The following is a 21,618-nucleotide window of genomic DNA, read 5'->3' as shown; positions in this document are numbered from 1 at the left end:
GTAATGGCTGAACGTGTAAGAGTGCGTGTTCGAAAGAAAAAGAAAAGCAAACGAAAGATCATATTCAAACGGATTTTGCTGCTGCTTACTCTCGTTTTGTTAGTCGCTGCCGGATTTGGCGGATACAAAGTATACAAAACGATCAATGCGGCAGATAATGCATATGATGCCCTTTCCCGCGGAGACAAATCAAAATTGCGGGATAAAGTCATCAATATGAAGAAAAAACCGTTCTCCATTTTGTTTATGGGGATCGAAAATTATGCCACCAGCGGAAAAGGCGGACGATCAGATTCTCTTATTGTCGTTACCCTTGATCCGAGAAATAAAACAATGAAAATGCTGAGTATTCCGCGTGATACGCGGGTGACGCTTGCCGGCGACACAACCGGTAAAAAATCAAAAATCAATGCGGCTTTTGCTAAGGGCGGAGCGGATGAAACCGTCTCAACCGTCGAAGACTTATTAGGCATACCGATTGATAAGTATGTCACTGTCGACTTCAATGGCTTTAAGGATGTTATTGATGAAGTAGGCGGGGTCGATGTAAAAGTGCCGTTTGACTTCGACGAGATGAGTGACGTCAGTAAAAAGAAACGGATCTATTTCAAGAAAGGAAACATGCATTTGAACGGTGAGCAGGCTTTGGCTTACGCGCGGATGAGAAAACAGGATAAGCGCGGAGACTTCGGCCGGAATGACCGCCAAAAGCAAATCTTAAACGCACTGATCGACCAAATGTCCAGAGCTGGAAATATTGCTAAAATTGATAAAATCGCTGAAACAGCGAGCAATAATGTACAAACGAATATCCGAATCACTGAAGGACTCGCCCTTCAGCAGATTTACAGCGGCTTTACCAGCAAAAAGATTGATACACTGACTATAACAGGATCAGATTTATATTTAGGCGGCGGCGGAACCGCGTCTACGGGCGGAACGTATTATTTCCAGCCTGATCCGACCAATCTCGAAAAAGTACGGCAGGAATTGCAGAAACATCTGGATTACCCATCCGGAAGCAGCACGGGAACGGACAGTACGACTGATTCGACTTCCGACAGCACGGGAACAGACGGCACAACCGATTCAACTTCCGGCGGCACAGGAACAGGCGGCACAACCGATTCAACCAACGGTACTGCTGGTGCAAACGGTACGGACAGCACACAGTCCGGCGGCACAACAGGCTATTAAGAGTAAACCCGATCCTTTGAGCAGGATCGGGTTTTTTTATATAATAAGAGAATAGCAGAATCCACAAAAAAAGCAGACCATTCGCATGATCTGCTCTTTTTAATTTTTCTTTACCAATCTTTTGTAAAACTTGGTAAATGGTTTAAATTGTTCATTTACTAACCCTGTGACCTCTGCTATGATTTGCATAAATACAATCAATACAAAAATAATAAACAGCGAAAGCCAAATGGTCGCGCTTTTCAGCAGGATGGCACTGACGCTGAAAATAAAGCCGATTAAATAAATGATAATGACAGCCGTGCGGTGTGACAGCCCGAAGGCCATCAGCCGGTGGTGTATATGTGACTTATCAGGCGCTGAGATCGGCTGTTTGTTTAAAATCCGCCTGATGACGGCGAATGTCGTATCAAAAATCGGCACGCCCAAAATGATGATCGGAATAATGATACTGAATAAAGTAACACTTTTATAAAGACCTAATAATGAGAGTACTGAGATGACGTATCCGAGAAAGAGCGATCCGGTATCTCCCATAAATATCTTTGCCGGGTGAAAATTATAAAATAAAAATCCGAGTGTGCTTCCTATCACGACAAGTGAAAGTGACAGAATAAGGATTTTCCCTCCGGACAACGCCATAACGGCGATAGTGGAGAGTCCGATGACCGACAGGCCGGCAGCGAGTCCGTCCAAACCGTCAATCAGGTTCATCGCGTTCGTAATACCGACGATCCATAACACAGTCAGCGGGTAAGCGACCCATCCCAATTCTAAACGTTCCGTTAAAAACGGTACGGAGAAAAAGTCCATTTTCAGTCCCGTGCTCACAATCATAATGGCCACGGCCAGCTGGACGAAAAACTTTACCTTTGCGCTTAATTGGTATTTATCATCAAGGATTCCTAAAATAACAATAATAAACGCACCCACCGTGATGGCGGTCATTTTCGTTTCATTATATATGCCGGCCGCGAGCACACCCGCCGCTACGCCGATAAAGATGGCCAAGCCGCCCATACGGGGCATTATTTTATCATGTACTTTTCGGTTGCTGGGCTGGTCAACTGCACCTATTTTGATCGCAATTTTTTTTACGATAGGAGTTAGGATTAAAACCGTTAGCAGAGAGACAAAAAACGCAACAACTATGCGAAACATGCGTTCGTCAAGCATAAAGAAGTCTCCTTTGGAATTATATGAAGTCTTTTCTGATATTGAACCGTTCCTTCCATTATAATTCTTACTAGTTATTATAACAAGCATCATCAAAAAGAAACACGCAAATCAAAAATGCGCTTTCCCTTTTAATGGGATTGCGCATTTTTCAATATACCCGTGCATTCGAGCATTCGGCCGAATAAAACATTCCAATCCCGTTTCCGGGCCAATTCACGGCGCAAAGCCTCATATGATCCGCTGCGGTCCGCTGCCAGAAGCGCGTCGCAGGCCGCGATGAAATCTGCGGGGTCACTGCCTTCAACGTATTCATAGACGAAAGGCCTTTTGATTTTTGACGTAGAAGAAAGGTTGCAGCCGACAACCGGTTTCCCGGCGGCTAAAAATTCAAAAAGCTTAAGCGGAAATACCGCGTCATTATAAGGTGAATTTTTATACGGCATGATGCCGATGTCGACAAGCTGCATATAGGACGGCACTTCATTCGGCGCGGCAGGTCCCGTCCAGATGACATTCGGACGGTCCAAAAGCGACTCGAAATCCGGATCGTCCTGAGCCGTGTTCGGGCCTACCAATAAAATCGTCCAATCAGGCCTCACATCTGCCGTTTCCGCCATAAGCGCAAAATCGAGCTTCGGTTTGATTCCGCCGATAAAACCGAGAACCGTTCCGTTCCGTCCCCGTAAAATGTCTTCATCCGGCTGTTTATTTTCCCGTGAAAACAGGTCATATTCCACTCCGTTTTCAATGGTGAACACTTTCTGGTGCGGATTCTCCAGCTTTTTTCCGACCTCTTGGTGCAGACAGTCAGATGTACACGTAATGGAATCGGCACGCTGTATGATTCTCATTTCCGCTTGTTTAATGATGTTTCTTCTAACATTTGACAGAACTCCGGACCGGCCGCTGATCGGAGCGGCCCACAGATCACTGCAATCGTAAATCACTTCATCCCAAGGAAACAGATCTGCCAGCAGCGGAAAACCGGGGAAGGTGTACCATAAGCAGCAGCGGGCCCCTTCTCCTTCTTCCTTCAGCATGTTCAACAATGGTGAAAGCTTATGCCTGTAGCACATGTCTGTATACCTGCCGAAGCGGAAAGCTTTTTTCTGCATGAGATCCTTTACAGTGAACTGCCGGATTCCCTCGGCGATCCCGGCCATCTGACCATCATTGGCTCGCGGAGACGGGCATACCCAAATGACGCTTTTCGTTTCTTTTTGCCGGGCGAGAAATTCAGCCAGCCGGTGCCGTCTGTATCTCAGCCGGTCATGCCCCCATTCCGCCGCTCCGACGATTACGTGAATAATCGGTTCCACCTTCATCACCCAGCTCCTCTGACGCCTACAGTCTTTTCAAGACCGCGTTTTTCGCATATTGCATAAAACACCACGAAGCCTTGATAAAATGCAGGCGCTCAATTTCTCTATAAACAAACCACGTTTTTTTTGCGGCTTTCCACTTGTTGCTTGAAATCGAATTCTGCACAAGCCTGTATTCTGAAAGGCACTCATTCAGGCCGTAAGCCGTAAATCCCCTTTTCAGCAAGGAAAGCCATGTCGCTAAATCCTGCCGCGTTCTGATATCAGGCATTTGAATCTGCCCTGTCTGCTCTCTGTCAATCATGACCGTTAAACAGCCGATAATCGTGTTTTTTAAAGCTTCATCATATGACAGGCTTTCAGGGGCTTGAATCGTTTTGTCCGTCGGCGTTCCGTCCTGCTCCATGACGCTGTAGCCCGTAAATGAAAAAGCGCAGGACCGCTCTGCCATAAACGCAAGCTGTTTTTGAAGCTTTTCCTTTTTCCATCTGTCATCGCTGTCCAGAAATGCGACATAACGGCCCTTGGCATGTTTAAGGGCTGTATTTCTGGCAGCCGCGGCTCCCCCGTTTTTCTCTAAATAAACGACGCGGATCCGCTCATCCTTTTGTTCATATTGCCGTAAAATATCTCTCGTTCCGTCCGTTGAACAATCATCCGCGATAATCATTTCCCAATGCGGGTGGCTTTGATGTAAAACAGACTGAATCGTGTCTTCGATATATTCACTTGCGTTATAAGACGGTGTAATGACAGATACGAAAGGTTTCCAGTTTGTCATGGTCACATCTCCATCGCAGATTTTTACAAGGACTCTCTAAAAAACTCAGGAATGACAATGAACATAAATGCAACTGCAATGCCGATTAAAACGCCCAGAACCGCTTTCTTTTTCGGCGGCATGCCTTGTCCCGCCGTTTCATTCATCGGCTCTGAATTGATGACGCCGGCCGCTTTCAGGTTCAGCTGCGTATTTTTCAATTCGTATAAAAATCGTTCCTTATCCACTTTGGCGTCCGCGCTGACGGTTTCTCCTTCAAGCGCAGCAATACTCTGCCGCACTACTTTTGCCCGTTTTTCAAACAGGTCCTGGTCATTCTTCAGAAAAGTTTTTATGACGGCTTGAAACACCGATTCGGTCTCCTGTTTGTTTTGGCCGCTGTAGCTGACCGTGATCAATGAATCTGATTGTGTTTCGACAGTCAGTTTACTTTTCACGGCCGCTCTTTCTTCGTCTGTTTTATCAGGCAAAGCCTGCTTTAAAAAGGCATCGCTCGTCAAAAGGAGCGGGATTTCTTTTGTATTGTTATAAAGCGGATGATCATAATTTCCCGCGGCGATCGCGGCTTCTGATGTAAAACTGCTGTTTCCGCTGATTTTTGACGGCAATACATATCCCGCCGCCCCTAACACAACGGGCAGCGCAATGATCCAAATGATATTCTTTTTGATACGCCGGGTTATTCTTGTCAACATATCCTTCATCTCGCATCTCCCTGTTTTTCATAGTACGCCGTGACGGCAGGCTCCTTTTGTAAACGCCTCAATATATTGACCGCCGCGATCACGAGCGAGAGAAATACCCAGTGGAAAAATAAATTTGATACGGAGCTTGGGCTGATGCTGCTTACCAAAAAACCGGCCATCGCCGTGATAAGTCCTTCTGTGACCAGTCTTGACTGATTTTCCGATTTTCTTTCATGACATTTATAAAGTGTCCAAAAAAGGAACAAATAGACTGTCAGGTAACCGAGCATCGTAAGCACGCCGAAGTTCGCCATAATCTCGACGAGCCAGTTGTGCACCTCAACTACGCCGCCCGTATCATAAACGGGCTCCGCTTTTAAATAGTAAGAGACGTTTCCGGCACCCACTCCGAACCCCCAGGAATCAATCACATAGTGAAAGGCGTTCTTTAAAAGATTCGCCCTCGCGAGGTTGGAAGGAAGCGGTTGCTGTCCCGGCATCGCCTGCGGAGCTGAAAACAGATTCAAGACGGCATTGGTGATACGGCCCGCAAATAAAACCGCAAACAGCGCCGCACCCGCTCCCGCAGCGTACAGCGCGAGTTTTTTCAACAGGGAAGGCAGCAGGATGAAGACGTATACAGCCGCCCCCGCGCATATGCCCAGCAGACTCGCGCGCGAACCGGTCAAAATGATTAAATACAAAGCGCAGATCGCAAAGAGCAGGCTGACGGCCTTCACATAGCCGTTTTTCATATTTTTCACCGCCGCCGCATACAGAAAGAAACTGATGCACAAAAACGTCGCGAAATCATTTTGATTAAAGAAAACGGACGTCGGATAATGCTGTTTGTACTGCGGGCCGTTATAAAGCGTGGAGCTCGGCAGATGGTGGTGTGTAAAATGGTTGTAAAAGCCGATCGCCATCACAAAAATGGTCATCACAAGCCATATGCCGTAAAAAACCATCAGCTGATCAAAGCGCTGAATGAACATGACAATAAGATAAATCAGAAACATGCCCATTCCCATTAAAGCTAAATATTTAATCCCGTACGTCACGGATTTTGCCCACAATAACGATAGGAGACCGTATGTAAACCATAAGGCGAAAAACATCAGAATCCCTTTTACATTCACCCGATTCCATCTGTCAATATGATAACGGTTTGTCAGGATGCCGGCGATGTGAAGGGCGCCCGCTCCGATTAATAACAGCCGGTATATAAATAAGCTGAAAAATCCGAGATGGACCGCAAAGAAGGCCTGGTTTAAAAATGTACACGCGATCAGTACATAAATGAGCCCCATAAACATCTGACCGTTTGTTGTAAAGGCGGATAGCAAAGCAAGTCCGGCAATGCCGATCATGGCGGCAAGCAGCAGCACGGTGATTTTTCCGAAGCCGGCATCCGCCCTGACCGCCTCCAGCATGATGAATCCTCCTGTAATGAGAGCGGCAAGCAGCACAAGAACATGTGCCGCTGAACATTTGATACTCACATGGCAAACCCCTTTCCAAAACCGGCAGCCGAGCCGGGCTGCCGAGAGCCTGAAGACAAATCTTTTTCTATCTTGCCAGTTCTTTTATTTGCCGATCGGCATGAACCGCCGGACGTCCGACGGAATGATAAGTGAATCCTGAAACCCTCATATACTCCAGCGGAAACATATTTCTGCCGTCAATGATGACCGGCTGTTTGAGCAGCTGCTTCACTCTCTGAAGATCCATCTCCTTGACTTCCGGCCAATCTGTTGTAATCAGGCATGCGTCCGCGTTTTTGATGGCACTGTACAGCTCTGTGTGATACTCAATGCCGCCGTCTCCTAATATCGCTGACGCTTCGGGAATCGCGATCGGATCATACGCTTTCACGTGAGCGCCCTGCTCTTTAAGACTTGTGATGATATCAAGAGCCGGGGCGGAGCGGACGTCATTTGTGTGCGGTTTAAAGGCCAGCCCCAGTACGGCCACGGTTTTCCCTTTTAAGGGCCCGATGGCGCGGTTCAATTTTTCCGTAATACGGACCCGCTGCTTCTGATTGGTTTCAATGACGGCTTCCATCATTTGAAACGGATAGCCGGCGGCGTTTGCGATATGCAATAAAGCCGTTGTATCCTTCGGAAAGCAGGATCCGCCGAATCCGATGCCCGCCTGCAGAAATTTATTCCCGATCCGGCTGTCAAGACCGACGCCTTCTGACACGTGGGAAATGTCCGCCCCGACACGTTCGCAAATATTGGCGATATCGTTAATAAAAGATATTTTGGCGGCTAAAAAAGCATTTGCGGCATACTTAATCATTTCCGCGCTTTCAAGATTGGTCTTTACGATCTTCGTACGGAACGGCTTATGAAGCTCTTCAATGACCGAAGCGGCATGTTCGCTTGTGGCGCCGATAACCGCCCGCTCCATCTGCATCGTATCCCGCACCGCCGAACCTTCGCGGAGGAATTCAGGATTTGACGCGACATCAAACGGATATTTTCCCTTTGACGCTTCGCTGACGATTTGGTAAACGAGCTTTCCCGTCCCGACCGGAACAGTGCTTTTGGTGACAATGATTTTGTATCCGTTCAGCTGTTCTCCGATTGTTTGCGCCGCTGCCTTAATGTAGGTCAGATCGGCTTCACCCGTCTTTGACATCGGCGTACCGACGGCGATATAGATGATATCAGCGGCTTTCACAGCCGGCTCAATATCGGCCGTAAAGGATAACCGCCCGGCACTGACATTTTTTTCGGCTAATTCCTCAAGCCCCGGTTCATATATCGGGATGACTCCGTTTTGCAAGCTTCTGATTTTCGCTTCATTGATGTCACAGCAAGTCACATGATGGCCGATTTCCGCAAAACAAGTTCCAGATACAAGACCTACATACCCTGTTCCTAATACAGCGATTTTTTTCACAGCTTCATCCCTCTTTCGAAAGGTTCTCCTCTTGCCCGGCCCGGTTCATTACGGATCGGTATTTCTCTTTCAGCGCTTCCGCGTTTTGGCTTGCGTCAAAATACGTGCGGACGGTTTGATAAAGTTCCTCGGCTGTTTGCGGCGTCCAAGCCTCTCCTCCGTCATATCGCAGAATCGATTCTGCCAGCGTCTCAGGTGAACCCGGCTTGATCAGCAACCCCCGGTGTTTCCCGAATAAAGAAGCCAATCCTCCGACATCGGTGCAGATTACCGGCACCTTCAGAGCGAGCGCCTCAATGACCACAGTCGGCATGCCTTCGCTGTAGGACGGCAGCGCCATTACATCCGAGGCCAGCAGATAGTCCTGTACCTTGTCGTTCGGCACTTGCCCCGTGACGATATGAGCGGCTTCACGCAATGAAGATGCGGCGGGACCGTCACCGACAAAGACAGCTTCATAATTTTCATCCAATGACTGAACGGCTTTTGATAAGTCGAAAACACCTTTCTCTTTGACAAGCCTGCCGATGAACACGATCAGTTTTTTATCCGGAGGAAGGCCGAGCCGTTTTCTGACGGCTTCTTTCGTCTCGTTCCTTTTTCGGAAGGCGTCAAGCGTGATGCCGATCGGAAGCACGCTGCACTCCGCTTCGATGAGCTTTTTCATTTGTTCCCGCAGACTGCCGCTCACAGCGTAAATATCGGCTGCTTCCCGCACCGCAAATGTAAATGCGCGATGAGCGCTTTTGCTGTAATGCGGATAGACATTGACATCACTGCCATGCAAGGTCAGCACATACGGAATGCCTAAAGCCTTTGACACAATGGCGGCCGCTCCGCCTGACGGCATGGCGAAATGCGCGTGAATCAGATCGGGCTTCAGGCCATGATTTCTAATCGCGGAAAGAACCGATGCCGCCATTCTTTTATGCGGCTGCGCCCATTTCAGCTGCCCGGGAACCGCCTGATAAAACGGCCGGTGGACGGACACGCCTTTCCGCCATTCATGCGCCGGCCTTATATCCTTTTGCCGATACGTCTTTTTCAGCACCCGGAATGGCGCGGCGAGTTTCGGCCGCGGACAAATGACAGTCATCTCCGCGCCAAGCTTTCTCAGTTCTTGGGCCTGCGTCTCATGAAAAACCCCTTCTCCCGGCTTCTCACTGCTCGGATATACACTTGTCATCCACAATACCTTCATAGCAAACGTCCTTTTCTTAATTTACTTTTCATATGCGGATAAGCTTTTCCTAACAGGAATAAATAACACAACGCGCCGCAGACTACAGAGATTGCCAGACGCAGCTTGACATCAAGGCTGATCCGCTCCGTGCCGAAGCTGGCTGTAAAGGCGATGACACCCATTGCCGCCGTAAGCAGAAACGGTTTGGCCACGGCTTTGAAGTAAGCCGACAGACGCAGCTTAATGACATATGCCAACAGCCAGCGCCCGATCAGGAAATTCAGGATGCTGATGAAAGCGTACGTCCAGGCTACCGTCAAGAGATTTCCGGACAGCACGGCGGCGTACAAAGATGCACCATACAGCAGCATCACCCCGGCGTCCCAATAAAACGCCAGATCGGCCCGCCCTTTTGCGAGCAGCACAGATCCGTTCGGATTCATCAGAACCCTTAAAATCCCGACGATGGCGAGAACGTTTAAAACCGGGACAGCCGCCAGCCATTTTTCTCCGAATACCGAAGCCACGAATGCATCCGACACTGAAACCAAACCGAGCAAAAGCGGAAAGGATATCAGCGCGAGTATTTTGGTCATATTGAGAAATCCTTCTCTGATAACGCTGTTTTCATGCTTGTTTTTCGCAAAGACGGGAAACGCGACTCTCGTAATGATCGGATTAATTTTTAATACCGGAAGCGTGACAATCTGGTAGGCCAGATTGTAAATGCCGAGCGCCTCGGCGCCGATAAAACTGCCGATCAGAATCATATCAATATTCGCCCCGAGCCGGTTCACAAGCCGGGAAGACAGCTGAAAGGCCCCGAAAGAAAAGAAGCCTTTCATTCCTTTCAGATCAAAAACCAACGCCGGTCTCCATGTTTTTCTGCAGGACATCCAGTACAGAATGCCTTTTGACGATTGCAGCAGCACCTGAGAAATCACATAGGCGAGAATCGGGTCCGTATAAAAAACCGCGGCCGCCAAATACACGAAGGACAGCACATTTGAAAAGATTTCAATCTTGCTTAACGTGTTAAATGCCAGCGCTTTTTGCAGCATATACTGGTATTGCTGACCGATCGGCGCGATTAAAAACATGACGGCCAGCACGCGGATTAAATAGACAAGCTCCTCCCGCCGATAAAAATCGGCGATGAGCGGACTGCTGAAAAACAGCAGCGCAAACAGCGCAAGCCCCGTTATGATATTCAGCCAGTACAAGGCAGACATCTGTTTATCAGTCACATGATCTTTTTGAATGAGCGCGGCGCCAAAACCCATATCAAGCGCAATTTGGGCAAACACCACTACCGTTGTGATCATGCCGACAAGACCGAATTCAGCCAGTGACATGACCCGCCCGAGCAGGGCGAATTGGATGATTTGAATGACCGTAATACACGCTGTCGAAATACTTGTCCATTTGGCGCCGCTCAAGATTTGATTTGTAATACTAGGCATCGTTTTCCCTACTTTTTTGTCTGCTGACCAGAATTTTTATCGCGCCCCGTCACCGGTCCAGATCACTTTGCACGTTTTGAGCATAATCTTCAGTTCCAATGAAAAGGTCAGGTTGCGGATATAGTATAAGTCAAACATCAGTTTTTCCCTCGGTGTCATGTCATATCCCCCGTTGACCTGCGCCCACCCGCTTAATCCCGGCTTAACGGCCAGCCGCTCCGTAAACCCCGGAATCTCAGCCTGAAACTGTTCCGTAAACACGGGACGCTCGGGACGCGGGCCGATCAGGCTCATTTCTCCCCGAAGCACATTTACCAGCTGAGGCAGCTCATCAATACGGGTCCTTCTGATAAAAGCGCCGACCTTTGTCACGCGGGGATCCTTTTTCAGCGCCCAGACCGCCCCCGATTTTTCAGCATCTATTTTCATAGAGCGGAGCTTATACAAATAAAACGGCTTCCCGTCTTTGCCTACCCGCTCCTGCTTATAAAAAGCCGGGCCGGGGGACTCCAGACGAATCAGTATGGAGAACAGGCCCACCACCGGGAGCGCCGCCAAAAGCCCCGCAAGCGCAAACACAATGTCCATGAATCGCTTAAAAGCCAAATAACGGGCCGTTCTTTCCGTAACGGCAGCGGAAGTCCCCTGCCGCACTGCATAGTTATTATTTACATTCATGCTTTTCTCTGCTCCCACTGACACACACCTCACGATTTGTTGGGATGTTTGATGACCTATGCCGTGAGTTTAGCAGATGGATGTTAATTGGAAGTAAAGGAAGCGTTAATGTTTATTAGAATGTTTTGATTATTGTTTTTTTATTGTAAATCTATTCATATCCATAAACGGCCGCTACTATAATTGAAAAGGATCATTATGAGCGGAAAACAACGAAAAAGCCTGCCGATCAATTTTGACCAGCAGGCTCGTACACAAATATATAAAAGTTTTACTTATAATAAGACACGATTCCATCATTGATGGCTGCAGCTGCCTTTTCCTTATAGGATGCTTGCTTTAATTTACTTGCATCAGACGGATTCGTAATAAAAGCCGTCTCTACTAATACACTAGGCATTTTGGAATACTTAATGACATAGAATGGCGCTGTTTTAACCGCTCTGTCTCTTGTTTTTAATGCATTAACAACCTTAGGCTGAATTTGTCCTGCCAGGCGTTTGCTTGCAGCGGCTTGATATGTCTCATCATAGTAGGTCTCAGTTCCGTTTGCAGAAGTTGCATCATTTGCATTGCCGTGAACGCTGATGAATAAATCCGCTCCTGCGGTTGCACCTTTATTTACCCTTTCCTGCAAGGAATAAAATGTATCATTAGACCTCGTCATGACCGGCAGAGCACCTGAAGCATTTAATTTTGTATTCAGCCTTTTAGCGATATCAAGATTGACGTCTTTTTCTAAAATGCCGTTACCTATAGAACCGGAATCTTTCCCTCCATGACCCGGATCAATTAAAATTGTTTTTCCCGCTGCCGGATTTTTCAGCTGGTTTGCAACATTTGAGCTGACAGCCGGGGTATTCCCAATAATGGTAAAGCTGCTTAATTTTTTTCTCCCGATAAAGACTCTTGTTTCTTTTGAAAGATTGCTGCCGTTTGTCAGAATGATAGATTGTTTTTTCTTTGCAGCAAGAGCAGCACCCGCTATGGAGTCTGCATACCCGAAACCATTGCTGACGAATACATTGCCTGTCGGAAGATTTAATTGCTGAACTAGATTGGCCGCAAGTTCGTATCGATTGCTTCCGCTGATTCTTTTTGGAGAAGGGAGTTTCTTAAAGACAGAGGCATTTATGCTCCCGGTTCCCCCTGCTACAATAGAGCTTTTGATCCCCTTGCTTTTTATAGCTCCTGCTGTGGCACTGTTGATAGCTGTTTTATTCGTAAACAAAATTGGATATCCGTTCTTTGCGGCATATGGAATTGCAGCTATTGCGTCAGCATATAAAAATCCGTTTGCAATAACGGCTTTTGAGGCGGCAGGCATTTCCTTTGCTACTTTAGCTGCCGTATCATATCGGTTGCTTCCTGAAATTCTCTTAACACTGATGCCGAGCGCTTTGATTTGATTTGCTGTATTTGCTGACACAGCAGGCGTTCCGCCGACGATAATGACCGTTTTTGTTTTTAATTCTTTCAGACGGGTTTTCGTCTCTGATGACAAATTATCTTTGTTTGTGTAAAGCAGCGGCGCATTTTTCTGATATGCCATCGGGGCAGCGGATATAGCATCTGCATACGAACCTCCGCCGACGACAACAGCTGTACTCGCTGTTGAATACACCTGCTTGGAAAGCGCAGCAGCCGTACCGTACCTGTTGCTTCCCCCTACTCTTTTAACCGCGTTGTCAGCTAAGGCTGACGGGATAAATAAGATGAGTCCCAGCATAGAAATGATCAGGACTTTAAGATAAGAACGCAATTGCCTTCCTCCTGCTCTTGTTTATTTAATAGTCAGTCAATGTAGTGCCCGGATAATAAAATTTTAAAATTGAACTATATGAATCTCCTGAATCCGCTCTTGCCTTAGCGCCGTATTGGCTCATGCCGATGCCGTGTCCATATCCCTTTCCGCTGATTGTAAAAGCAGAACTGTTTTGACTGACGGTCACATAAGTGCTTTTAAACACGGAGGCTCCGATCATCGTTCTCAATTCAGTCACCGGCACAGTCATTGCAGATGTTTTATTTGCCTCGTAATTTCCATTGTTTTGTTTGACAGCGTAATTCACTTTCAAAGTTGCTGTTTTAGCCCGCTGTCCTTTAGTTGTTCCGCTGAATGTAAGATCTTCTATTTTTAAAATTTTAATGGCGGAAGCGCCTGTTTCCTTATTTTTCAGAATCCAATTTTTAATACCGCTCAGTTGAGCTGCATTTGTCTCATTCTTTGAAGCAAACCAAGAGGCCGGCTTATTTACATCAATTGAATCCGGATTGATTTGCTGCTTAGAAAGCGTCAGACTCCAGGCAGTTTGAGGATCTTTTGTGTCTTTTTTCGCAGTTAAATAAGGAACGCTTGAACCCCATACTTCGTCGCTTGATTCTGTATAACCGCCATTACTCGATGAATAAGCCGCCGTAATTAAATTCCCTTTGTAAGTCAGCACCTTATTTTTTGTCTGCTGCACCGCTTTCGTTGTATTGGCATTCCAGCTGTACCCGCCATATACTTGAAAAGCAGTAGTATCAGCAACAGTGCTCCCGGTCTTCGTAATTGAGTATGTTCTTGCCGCAACCGTTTGCGCCTTCAGCGCTTCAAGAGACCAGCTTGCAGGCATTTCATTCGGTACGACACCTTTTAAATAATCTTCAAAAGGAATGTTTTCATTTACAGGTCTGATATATTTGCCTGACTCTATTGAAAAATTAACCGTCCCCAAGTATTCTTTTCCATTCAAACTGATCCGGTTGGATTCATTGTACGTTTCCGGTTTTATTCTCAATGAATTCCCATATGTTTTAATATGATTAAGATTTAACTTTCCATTATTGATTTGTAAGTTGTATGTGCTTCCGCCGGCTAAGTAAAAATGGTTTGAAAGCTCATTTTCAACCCCGGCGGAAATGGAGCTTGTACTTCCGATAAAGTCGTATGCATACGACGCCTTCTCTTTTGTCACTGATTTAGCTGCTGAAGGAACATCATCTTGTTTGATATATAATATTTGGCTGTTTTTTTTGGCGGCTAAAGAAGCGCCAACCAGGACATCAGCATATTTCGTTCCATTAGTCATGACGGCTTTATCAGCCTTCAACTTTAGCTGATTAATGATATTAGCAGTCAATTCATACCGTGTTGATCCGGGTATTCGCTGCACAGTTGAAGTTTTTTTAATTTGATTTTCTACAGCATCACTCACGCTGAACGAACTCCCGATAATTAAGACTTGCTTCGGAAGATCATAATCCGGCAATTTATCCTTTTCAGTCAGTAGAATGGGATAGCCGTTTGCAGCGGCATACGGAGCAATGGCTAAAGCGTCTTGAAAAACATTACCTGTTACAACAATTGCTTTATCGTAATTTCCCATTTGTTTTGCAATGTTTTCTGACAGAACATAACGGTTTTTCCCGCTGATTCTTTTCACAGCTCCATAAGACTTAAGCTTATTTTCAACGTCCTTTGAAATACTTTTAGCCCCGCCGATGACCAGAATATTATCGGGATTGAACTTAGCAATCTGTTTTTCTGTTGTTTTTGTCAAAGTGTCCGGCTGTGTAAATAACACCGGCGCATCCAATTTTTTTGCCAGAGGAATTACTGGTAATGCATCGATAAAAACATCACGATTGACGAGAATAACGGTTTTAGGATTCGTCCATTGGGAGTCAGATGCAAGAGCCGCCGTCTCATATCGGGATGCCCCCGAAAAGCGGTTGGTTACAGACACATGATCACCGGTAACCTGATAAAAACCGGTTGGAGATAAAGAAATGCTTGATTGATTTCCTATGTAATTTGTCAGCTTAACAGATATATTTGAATCTGCCGCAAAGGAAACCGCCGGTATAAGCAATATAACAACAGCTAGAGTCAGTCCTATTAAATGTTTGCAAGTTTTCAAGATTACAGCGTCCCCCTGTTCATTAATTTGCCGGTTCGATATCCTTCAGCATAAGCTGTCCCTTGCTATTTTTTTGATATTTTACTGTCACTTTGTCGCCATTATCCAAATTCTTAACATCGTCGGCTGATTCTTCAGTGATATCAAAACTTACCGGTTCATGATCCACAGTGACTTCTATTGTATGAGTATCCGCCAGTCCTACATAAGTGCCCTCTTTCGTTACCAGCTTTTCACCCGCATCCTCGCCCTGAGATTTTTCATTATTAACTCCGCACCCGGCGAGAAGCAGTATAAAGAACAAACATCCGAAAATTTTTTTCATTTTTTTCACCTCATTATGGATTATCGACAATATATTATCTATTTTAAAGAAAAATTAAGAAACATTGAAACTTTTTTCGATAACATTCGACTATATTAGGATTTATTGTATTCTATTATAAAATATTTCATTTACTGGAAGTTCGATTTCCAATTTAAAACAGATGGGGTGTATTGAGATGAGAAGTAAACGAAGAAAAAAGAAAAAGACTTTGTTACTGGTCTTTCTGACAATCATCGGCATTTTTATTTTAGTTTCCGGCGGCTTTACATACTATCTATGGCATAAAGCGGCATCAACCGTCGCCAGTATTCACGAAGACATTAACAAATCGAATAAACGCAGCACTGAGGTGAAAATAAATAAACAAGAACCGTTCTCTGTCTTGATCATGGGAGTGGACGAACGTAAAAATGATAAAGGAAGAGCCGACTCGCTCATTTACCTTACTGTCAATCCAAAGACAAAAACAACGGAAATGGTCAGTATTCCGCGTGACACTTATACAAAAATTATCGGCAAAGGCACGATGGATAAAATCAATCATTCATATGCATTTGGCGGTACGCAAATGGCAGTAGATACTGTGGAGAATTTCTTGAACCTTCCTGTAGATTATTTCATTAAAGTAAATATGGAAAGCTTTAAAGATGTCGTTGACACTTTAGGAGGCATCACTGTCAACAGTACATTCGCTTTCAACTATGACGGTTATTCCTTCAGCAAAGGCAATATTTCATTAAACGGTGATGAAGCCCTCGCTTACTCACGAATGAGAAAAGAAGATCCTAAAGGGGATTTCGGGCGCCAAGACAGACAGCGGCAGATTATAGAGGGTATTATCAATAAAGGGGCAAGTATCTCTTCTGTCACGAAATTCGGAGATATGTTTAAAGTAGTAGAGAACAATGTAAAAACGAATTTAACCTTTGATGATATGTGGGATATTCAATCCGGCTATAAAGATGCCCGCAAGAAAGTGATTCAGCATGAGCTGAAGGGTGACGGCACTAAAATCAACGGAATTTACTATTATAAAGCAGATGAAAACGGTCTTGCTTCCATTACTAAAGAATTGAGAAGCAGCCTCAACCTTTAAACTAATGCAGAAAAAGCAGCTTCGCATACATTATGCGGAGCTGCTTTTTTGTTACACCTCGAAAGAATCAGGACGCTCTGAACGCAGTCCGAATTGATAGAGCAGCCCCTCAGCAATCCTTCTTGACGCCATGCCATCTCCATAGGGATTAGATGCCCGCGACATTTTTTCATATTCCTGCTTGTCTGTCAGCAGCTGTTTTGCCATCTGATAAATCGTTTCTTCATCAGTACCGGCTAATTTCAGAGTGCCCGCCTCCACTCCTTCGGGCCGTTCAGTCGTATCGCGCAATACGAGAACCGGCTTTCCTAAGGAAGGAGCTTCCTCCTGAACGCCTCCTGAATCAGTTAAAATAAAATACGACCTTGACGCAAAATTGTGGAAATCAATCACTTCAAGAGGTTCAATTAAATGGACGCGCTCCGAATCACCAAAGTGCTTATCAGCAGCTTCACGTACAGCGGGATTCAGGTGTACCGGATAAACGACTTGCACATCGCTGAATTCATCTGCGATCCGGCGGATGGCTTTAAACATAAGTTCCATCGGCTGACCTAAATTTTCCCGGCGATGCGCCGTCAGTAAAATCATTCTGTCATTGCCGATTTTTTCAATAATATTATGGGAGTATTCAGAGTGAACCGTTGTATGCAAAGCATCAATCGCTGTATTTCCGGTAACAAAAATGGAGCTTTCTTTTTTATTCTCATTCAACAAATTTTGCTTCGCTTGCTGAGTCGGAGCAAAGTGGATATCAGCAAGCGAGCCAGTCATTTGGCGATTCAATTCTTCCGGAAAAGGTGAATATTTGTTGCCCGTGCGCAATCCGGCCTCCACATGTCCGACTGCAATCTGGTGATAGAAAGCTGCAAGGCTTCCGGCAAAGGTTGTTGTCGTGTCACCATGAACAAGAACAATATCAGGTTTGATTTCCTTAAACAGGCCGTCCAGTTTTACCAGGGCGTTTGAAGTAATTTCAGCCAGCGTCTGTCGTTCTTTCATAATATTCAAATCAAAGTCAGGCTTAATTTGAAATGCGTGAAGAACTTGATCCAGCATTTGTCTATGCTGGGCAGTCACAGTGACATATGATTCTATTTCAGGGCGTTTTTTTAATTCGAGCACAAGGGGCGCCATTTTTATCGCTTCAGGCCTTGTACCGAATACCGTCATGACTTTAAGTTTTTTCATATCTCTTTCTCCTGTATCAAGTTTGTGATCATTTTTCATTATCAACCCATTTTACACGATATGATCCGCCAGTTAAATATCTTGTATTATTTTTCCCATAAATGAAAAAGGATATATCATTAAGGCTTTACGGATAAAACTTGTTTAATAATGGTTTATCTTATATCATTAAAAGTGTTAAAAATGAAATATCGGGTATACAGAAAATATCAGCAAGCCTGAGTCTGTATAGATATCTTAACTTATATTTAAGTGACGCTAAGGAAGGTGCTTTAAAGTGAAAAAAGTACGCAAAGCCATAATTCCCGCTGCAGGTTTAGGGACACGCTTTCTGCCGGCAACAAAAGCCATGCCGAAAGAGATGCTTCCGATTGTAGACAAACCAACGATTCAATACATAATTGAAGAAGCGGTTGAAGCGGGTATTGAAGACATTATTATTGTTACGGGAAAAAGCAAGAGAGCCATTGAAGACCATTTTGATTACTCACCAGAGCTGGAAAGAAACCTAGAAGAAAAAGGGAAAGTCGAACTCTTAGAAAAAGTCCGAAAAGCCTCTAATCTTGCTGACATTCATTATATCCGGCAAAAGGAGCCAAAAGGTCTTGGACATGCCGTTTGGTGCGCACGTAATTTTATCGGTGACGAGCCATTTGCCGTCCTTCTCGGAGATGATATCGTTCAAGCTGAAAAACCAGGGCTTCGCCAGCTGATGGATGAATATGAAAAAACACTTTCTTCTATTATAGGGGTTCAGCAAGTGCCTGAAGAAGAAACCCATCGTTACGGAATTATTGATCCGCTGACAAGTGAAGGCCGCAGATATCAGGTGAAGAACTTTGTTGAGAAGCCGGCTCAAGGGACTGCTCCGTCCAATCTGGCAATACTGGGACGTTATGTCTTCACTCCTGAAATCTTCATGTACCTTGAAGAACAGCAAATTGGTGCCGGAGGAGAAATTCAGCTTACAGACGCTATTCAAAAGCTGAATGAAATCCAGCGGGTTTTTGCTTACGATTTTGAGGGCAAAAGGTATGATGTTGGTGAAAAACTGGGTTTTATTACCACTACATTAGAATTTGCGATGCAGGATCGTGAACTGCGTGATCACCTTATCCCTTTCATGGAAGACCTGTTAAGAAAAGATGAATTATAAGAAAAAAAGCTGTTGGATTTATTCCAACAGCTTTTTATTTTATAATGCAGGTTAAAGTTTGATTATCGTTATTGATAATAAAAGCGTATTTATCATTTGCCGCAATAAATTGCCGATCACTGCTGCCCTTTATAACATCTTTATTATTCAGGGATAGATCTGCCGGAGTAATAGCTGATATTCCTCTGAAAACAAGCTGCTCGGCCTTGCCATTATTCACTACATAACTGACCTCGCCATTTTTAAGATATAGCATCTCCCGGCCGTTCACTACTTCTTTCTGCAGCTCTTTCATTTCTTGCTGAATATCATTAACGCGCTCACCGAGATGTGACACAAGTTGATCAGTATCACCCTGCTTTACATACGGAGAAAAAGCGGATGCTTTCACATTTGAACTTTTTTCGTTATAGACCGCTGCATTTTCCGGGATATAGTACGTTTTATTATTGACCTCAATCTTTGTTGATTGCCTGTCTTCAGATACCACTTTCACCTGAGCACCGAACGGAATAAGGAATTCCGCCTTTTTTTTCAGCTCTGTATCTTTATAGGCCTGCGTCTGGTCTTTTAATACGAAACCTTTTTTGTTCACCAATATCTGGTCTTTCCCCTTGTTAACATCATCTTGATATCCGATCTTACCGAAGGAAGCGATAGTACGAAGCGGGGCGCTGAAAAACATGGTTCCTGCCATAAACACAAGCAGTATTGATAAAATAGCAATTTGAATAGCATTGACTGCTGATCCGGATTTACTATTTTTCTTTTGTTCCTTCACAATTGCCTGCTGCTCAGGCGATTCTTTTTTACGTTCAGCAACCTGATCTTTCTTATATTTCTCTTTGTCTTTTTTGGAGAGTTTATTAAACCAATCGATAAATGCTTTGTACTCTTTGACGACGGTTTCAGTGTCGTCGAACATTCTTAATTCACCATAGTGCATCCAAGCCACACGGTCACACATTTTTTCAATCTGACCAATGGAATGACTCACAAAGAAAATGGTTTTTCCTTGTTCTTTAAATTCCTGGATCCGGTCAACACACTTCTGATAAAATGTCTGGTCTCCTACGGAGAGGGCTTCATCAATGATTAAAATATCCGGATCTATATGCACGGAAATAGCAAAACCAAGGCGGGACTTCATACCGCTTGAATAGTTTTTCACCGGCTGATTAATAAAATCACCGATCTCAGCAAACTCAACTATGCTTTCATACATCTCATCGATTTCTTTATTTGTCAGCCCCATCATTAAACATTTAAGTCTTATGTTATCCCGGCCCGTCAAAGCATTATTTAAACCGGCTGCAATCGCAATCAGCGACGGCTGGCCGTTCATTTCAATTTCACCGCTTGTCGGCGGTATCACTTTTGCAAGCAGATTGGACATCGTCGATTTACCCGATCCGTTAATTCCCACAAAGCCGATTGTCTCCCCTTCATATACATCAAAGGAGACATTTCGCACAGCGAAAAAACCGTTATCTTTAGCAGGGAAAAACAAACCTTTTATTTTATCCGACTGTTTTTCATAAAGATGATACTGCTTTGAAACATTTCGAAACGAAACCTTTAGTTTCATCGTACAATCTCCTTACGTATTAAAGAAAGTCAATAAACTTATCTCTGAATTTCATGTGTAAAACAGAACCGACTGTTAACAAAAATAAGGTGAACAGCCAGAAATACAGTGTATATTTCACATCTTGAAAGAACCACTGACCATCTAATAAGCTGTTCCTGAAACCGTCAATTATATAAAAAAGCGGATTCAGCTTCAAGACAGGAACCAATTCCGGGTGAGCTGCCCCCAGCTTTGAGTTAATATCCCAAAAAACCGGCAGGAGGAAAAACAAAAGTCTTGTCACTGCCTGCAGAAGAAACTGATAGTCTCGGATCAGCACGCTGATTGTCGAATTAAACAAGCTGAACGAAAATAAGAAAGCCATCAGACAAACAAAATAATAAATATATTGAAGCCAATGAAGGCTCGGATAGATTCCGCTGGCGAGCAATGCAATGATATAGATCACCATCATAATTGCATAACTGAACAAATTAGAAGCGATGGCGACAGACGGCAAAGAACTGATTGGAAAATTCATTTTAGCCACCATTTTAATTCTTTTAAATACACTATTTGATCCGTCTAATATTGTCGGACTTATAAAAAACCACGGTATCAGACCTGCAAGCATCCACAAAATAAAAGGCACTTCTCCGGCACCTGTAGCCATCGGCCCCCCTTTTCTGATCCCCAATCCAAAAACAAACCAATAAGCAAGCATTTGAATAAGAGGATTTAAAAACTGCCATAAAACGCCTAAATAATTCATTTGATATTTAGACTTTGTTTCGTAGGCTGCTAAACGCATGATTAAAGGAAATGATGTTACTTGCTCTTTTAGTATTTTCACTACAGCATTCATTTTAATCTTCCTTAGGTTGATTTGATTTTATAAAGCATCGCTGATAATTGTACCAGAAATCAAATTTTTTTTCACTTTCAAGCCGCATGCAAATGCTGCTAAAAGGTT

18 protein-coding genes are annotated in these 21,618 nt (G+C 44.6%); 3 read left to right on the top strand and 15 right to left on the bottom strand.

Annotation, left to right across the window (positions count from 1 at the left end; all coding sequences use genetic code 11):
- Positions 1-3: 3 nt before the first annotated feature.
- On the top strand, positions 4-1,197 hold the full coding sequence (locus OVA33_RS07295) for an LCP family protein (protein WP_128974134.1): 1,194 nt from the start codon (positions 4-6) through the stop codon (positions 1,195-1,197).
- Between the two features lie 99 nt (positions 1,198-1,296).
- Here the strand turns inward: OVA33_RS07295 and OVA33_RS07290 are convergent, their stop codons facing one another.
- The 12 genes from OVA33_RS07290 to OVA33_RS07235 all read right to left on the bottom strand — a co-directional run bounded on the left by OVA33_RS07290 (position 1,297) and on the right by OVA33_RS07235 (position 15,629).
- Positions 1,297-2,373: a glycosyltransferase family 4 protein gene (locus tag OVA33_RS07290; protein WP_003151382.1), complete on the bottom strand. Its 1,077-nt coding sequence runs from the start codon at positions 2,371-2,373 to the stop codon at positions 1,297-1,299.
- 131 nt (positions 2,374-2,504) lie between these two features.
- Complete coding sequence (gene tuaH, locus OVA33_RS07285) at positions 2,505-3,701, bottom strand: teichuronic acid biosynthesis protein TuaH (RefSeq protein WP_071182023.1); 1,197 nt, start codon at positions 3,699-3,701, stop codon at positions 2,505-2,507.
- A gap of 19 nt (positions 3,702-3,720) precedes the next feature.
- Positions 3,721-4,479 (bottom strand): teichuronic acid biosynthesis protein TuaG, encoded by a 759-nt coding sequence (tuaG, locus tag OVA33_RS07280; protein ID WP_012118576.1) that lies wholly within the window; start codon positions 4,477-4,479, stop codon positions 3,721-3,723.
- A 23-nt stretch (positions 4,480-4,502) separates the two neighbouring features.
- Positions 4,503-5,183, bottom strand: a complete 681-nt coding sequence (tuaF, locus tag OVA33_RS07275; RefSeq protein ID WP_017418812.1) for a teichuronic acid biosynthesis protein TuaF — start codon at positions 5,181-5,183, stop codon at positions 4,503-4,505.
- Entirely contained in the window at positions 5,180-6,667 is a 1,488-nt protein-coding gene (gene tuaE / locus OVA33_RS07270; RefSeq protein ID WP_061890856.1) for a teichuronic acid biosynthesis protein TuaE, read from the bottom strand. Before tuaE ends, tuaF begins: the two co-directional genes overlap by 4 nt.
- Before the next feature lie 67 nt (positions 6,668-6,734).
- On the bottom strand, positions 6,735-8,075 hold the full coding sequence (gene tuaD / locus OVA33_RS07265) for a UDP-glucose 6-dehydrogenase TuaD (protein ID WP_017418810.1): 1,341 nt from the start codon (positions 8,073-8,075) through the stop codon (positions 6,735-6,737).
- A 4-nt stretch (positions 8,076-8,079) separates the two neighbouring features.
- Positions 8,080-9,276, bottom strand: a complete 1,197-nt coding sequence (tuaC, locus tag OVA33_RS07260; RefSeq protein WP_128974135.1) for a teichuronic acid biosynthesis protein TuaC — start codon at positions 9,274-9,276, stop codon at positions 8,080-8,082.
- Positions 9,273-10,721, bottom strand: a complete 1,449-nt coding sequence (gene tuaB / locus OVA33_RS07255; RefSeq protein ID WP_017418808.1) for a teichuronic acid biosynthesis protein TuaB — start codon at positions 10,719-10,721, stop codon at positions 9,273-9,275. The genes tuaC and tuaB overlap by 4 nt, the downstream gene beginning before the upstream one ends.
- A 36-nt stretch (positions 10,722-10,757) precedes the next feature.
- Positions 10,758-11,417, bottom strand: coding sequence for an exopolysaccharide biosynthesis polyprenyl glycosylphosphotransferase (locus OVA33_RS07250; protein WP_017418807.1), 660 nt, complete (start codon positions 11,415-11,417; stop codon positions 10,758-10,760).
- Positions 11,418-11,670: 253 nt separating this feature from the next.
- Positions 11,671-13,161, bottom strand: a complete 1,491-nt coding sequence (locus tag OVA33_RS07245; RefSeq protein ID WP_021494104.1) for an N-acetylmuramoyl-L-alanine amidase — start codon at positions 13,159-13,161, stop codon at positions 11,671-11,673.
- Positions 13,162-13,186: 25 nt separating this feature from the next.
- Positions 13,187-15,304, bottom strand: a complete 2,118-nt coding sequence (locus OVA33_RS07240; protein WP_021494105.1) for a SpoIID/LytB domain-containing protein — start codon at positions 15,302-15,304, stop codon at positions 13,187-13,189.
- A gap of 22 nt (positions 15,305-15,326) precedes the next feature.
- Complete coding sequence (locus OVA33_RS07235; RefSeq protein WP_017418804.1) at positions 15,327-15,629, bottom strand: membrane protein; 303 nt, start codon at positions 15,627-15,629, stop codon at positions 15,327-15,329.
- Positions 15,630-15,807: 178 nt separating this feature from the next.
- Between OVA33_RS07235 and tagU the strand changes: the two genes are divergently transcribed.
- Complete coding sequence (gene tagU / locus OVA33_RS07230) at positions 15,808-16,728, top strand: polyisoprenyl-teichoic acid--peptidoglycan teichoic acid transferase TagU (RefSeq protein ID WP_017418803.1); 921 nt, start codon at positions 15,808-15,810, stop codon at positions 16,726-16,728.
- A 51-nt stretch (positions 16,729-16,779) separates the two neighbouring features.
- Here the strand turns inward: tagU and wecB are convergent, their stop codons facing one another.
- Positions 16,780-17,919, bottom strand: a complete 1,140-nt coding sequence (gene wecB / locus OVA33_RS07225; protein ID WP_021494107.1) for a non-hydrolyzing UDP-N-acetylglucosamine 2-epimerase — start codon at positions 17,917-17,919, stop codon at positions 16,780-16,782.
- A gap of 277 nt (positions 17,920-18,196) precedes the next feature.
- On the opposite strand from wecB, the gene galU reads away from it, so the two are divergent.
- Entirely contained in the window at positions 18,197-19,075 is an 879-nt protein-coding gene (gene galU, locus OVA33_RS07220; RefSeq protein ID WP_015240700.1) for a UTP--glucose-1-phosphate uridylyltransferase GalU, read from the top strand.
- A 34-nt stretch (positions 19,076-19,109) separates the two neighbouring features.
- Here the strand turns inward: galU and tagH are convergent, their stop codons facing one another.
- Both tagH and tagG read right to left on the bottom strand, forming a co-directional pair.
- Positions 19,110-20,663, bottom strand: coding sequence for a teichoic acids export ABC transporter ATP-binding subunit TagH (gene tagH, locus OVA33_RS07215; protein ID WP_017418801.1), 1,554 nt, complete (start codon positions 20,661-20,663; stop codon positions 19,110-19,112).
- Positions 20,664-20,682: 19 nt separating this feature from the next.
- Positions 20,683-21,510 carry a teichoic acids export ABC transporter permease subunit TagG gene (tagG, locus tag OVA33_RS07210; RefSeq protein ID WP_017418800.1) on the bottom strand — a complete coding sequence of 276 codons (828 nt, stop codon included), beginning with the start codon at positions 21,508-21,510 and terminating at the stop codon, positions 20,683-20,685.
- Between the last annotated feature and the right edge of the window lie 108 nt (positions 21,511-21,618).

Source organism: Bacillus sp. KICET-1 (assembly GCF_027721405.1).
Classification (GTDB): domain Bacteria; phylum Bacillota; class Bacilli; order Bacillales; family Bacillaceae; genus Bacillus; species Bacillus velezensis.
This window is presented reverse-complemented; position numbering and strand designations above follow the sequence as displayed.

What these genes read in the sequence shown, in the direction of transcription:
- OVA33_RS07295 (WP_128974134.1), top strand. Translation starts at nt 4, where the DNA reads ATGGCTGAACGTGTAAGAGTGCGTGTTCGAAAGAAAAAGAAAAGCAAA.
- OVA33_RS07290 (WP_003151382.1), bottom strand. Translation starts at nt 2,373, where the DNA reads ATGCTTGACGAACGCATGTTTCGCATAGTTGTTGCGTTTTTTGTCTCT.
- tuaH (WP_071182023.1), bottom strand. Translation starts at nt 3,701, where the DNA reads ATGAAGGTGGAACCGATTATTCACGTAATCGTCGGAGCGGCGGAATGG.
- tuaG (WP_012118576.1), bottom strand. Translation starts at nt 4,479, where the DNA reads ATGACAAACTGGAAACCTTTCGTATCTGTCATTACACCGTCTTATAAC.
- tuaF (WP_017418812.1), bottom strand. Translation starts at nt 5,183, where the DNA reads ATGAAGGATATGTTGACAAGAATAACCCGGCGTATCAAAAAGAATATC.
- tuaC (WP_128974135.1), bottom strand. Translation starts at nt 9,276, where the DNA reads ATGAAGGTATTGTGGATGACAAGTGTATATCCGAGCAGTGAGAAGCCG.
- tuaB (WP_017418808.1), bottom strand. Translation starts at nt 10,721, where the DNA reads ATGCCTAGTATTACAAATCAAATCTTGAGCGGCGCCAAATGGACAAGT.
- OVA33_RS07235 (WP_017418804.1), bottom strand. Translation starts at nt 15,629, where the DNA reads ATGAAAAAAATTTTCGGATGTTTGTTCTTTATACTGCTTCTCGCCGGG.
- tagU (WP_017418803.1), top strand. Translation starts at nt 15,808, where the DNA reads ATGAGAAGTAAACGAAGAAAAAAGAAAAAGACTTTGTTACTGGTCTTT.
- wecB (WP_021494107.1), bottom strand. Translation starts at nt 17,919, where the DNA reads ATGAAAAAACTTAAAGTCATGACGGTATTCGGTACAAGGCCTGAAGCG.
- tagH (WP_017418801.1), bottom strand. Translation starts at nt 20,663, where the DNA reads ATGAAACTAAAGGTTTCGTTTCGAAATGTTTCAAAGCAGTATCATCTT.
- tagG (WP_017418800.1), bottom strand. Translation starts at nt 21,510, where the DNA reads ATGAATGCTGTAGTGAAAATACTAAAAGAGCAAGTAACATCATTTCCT.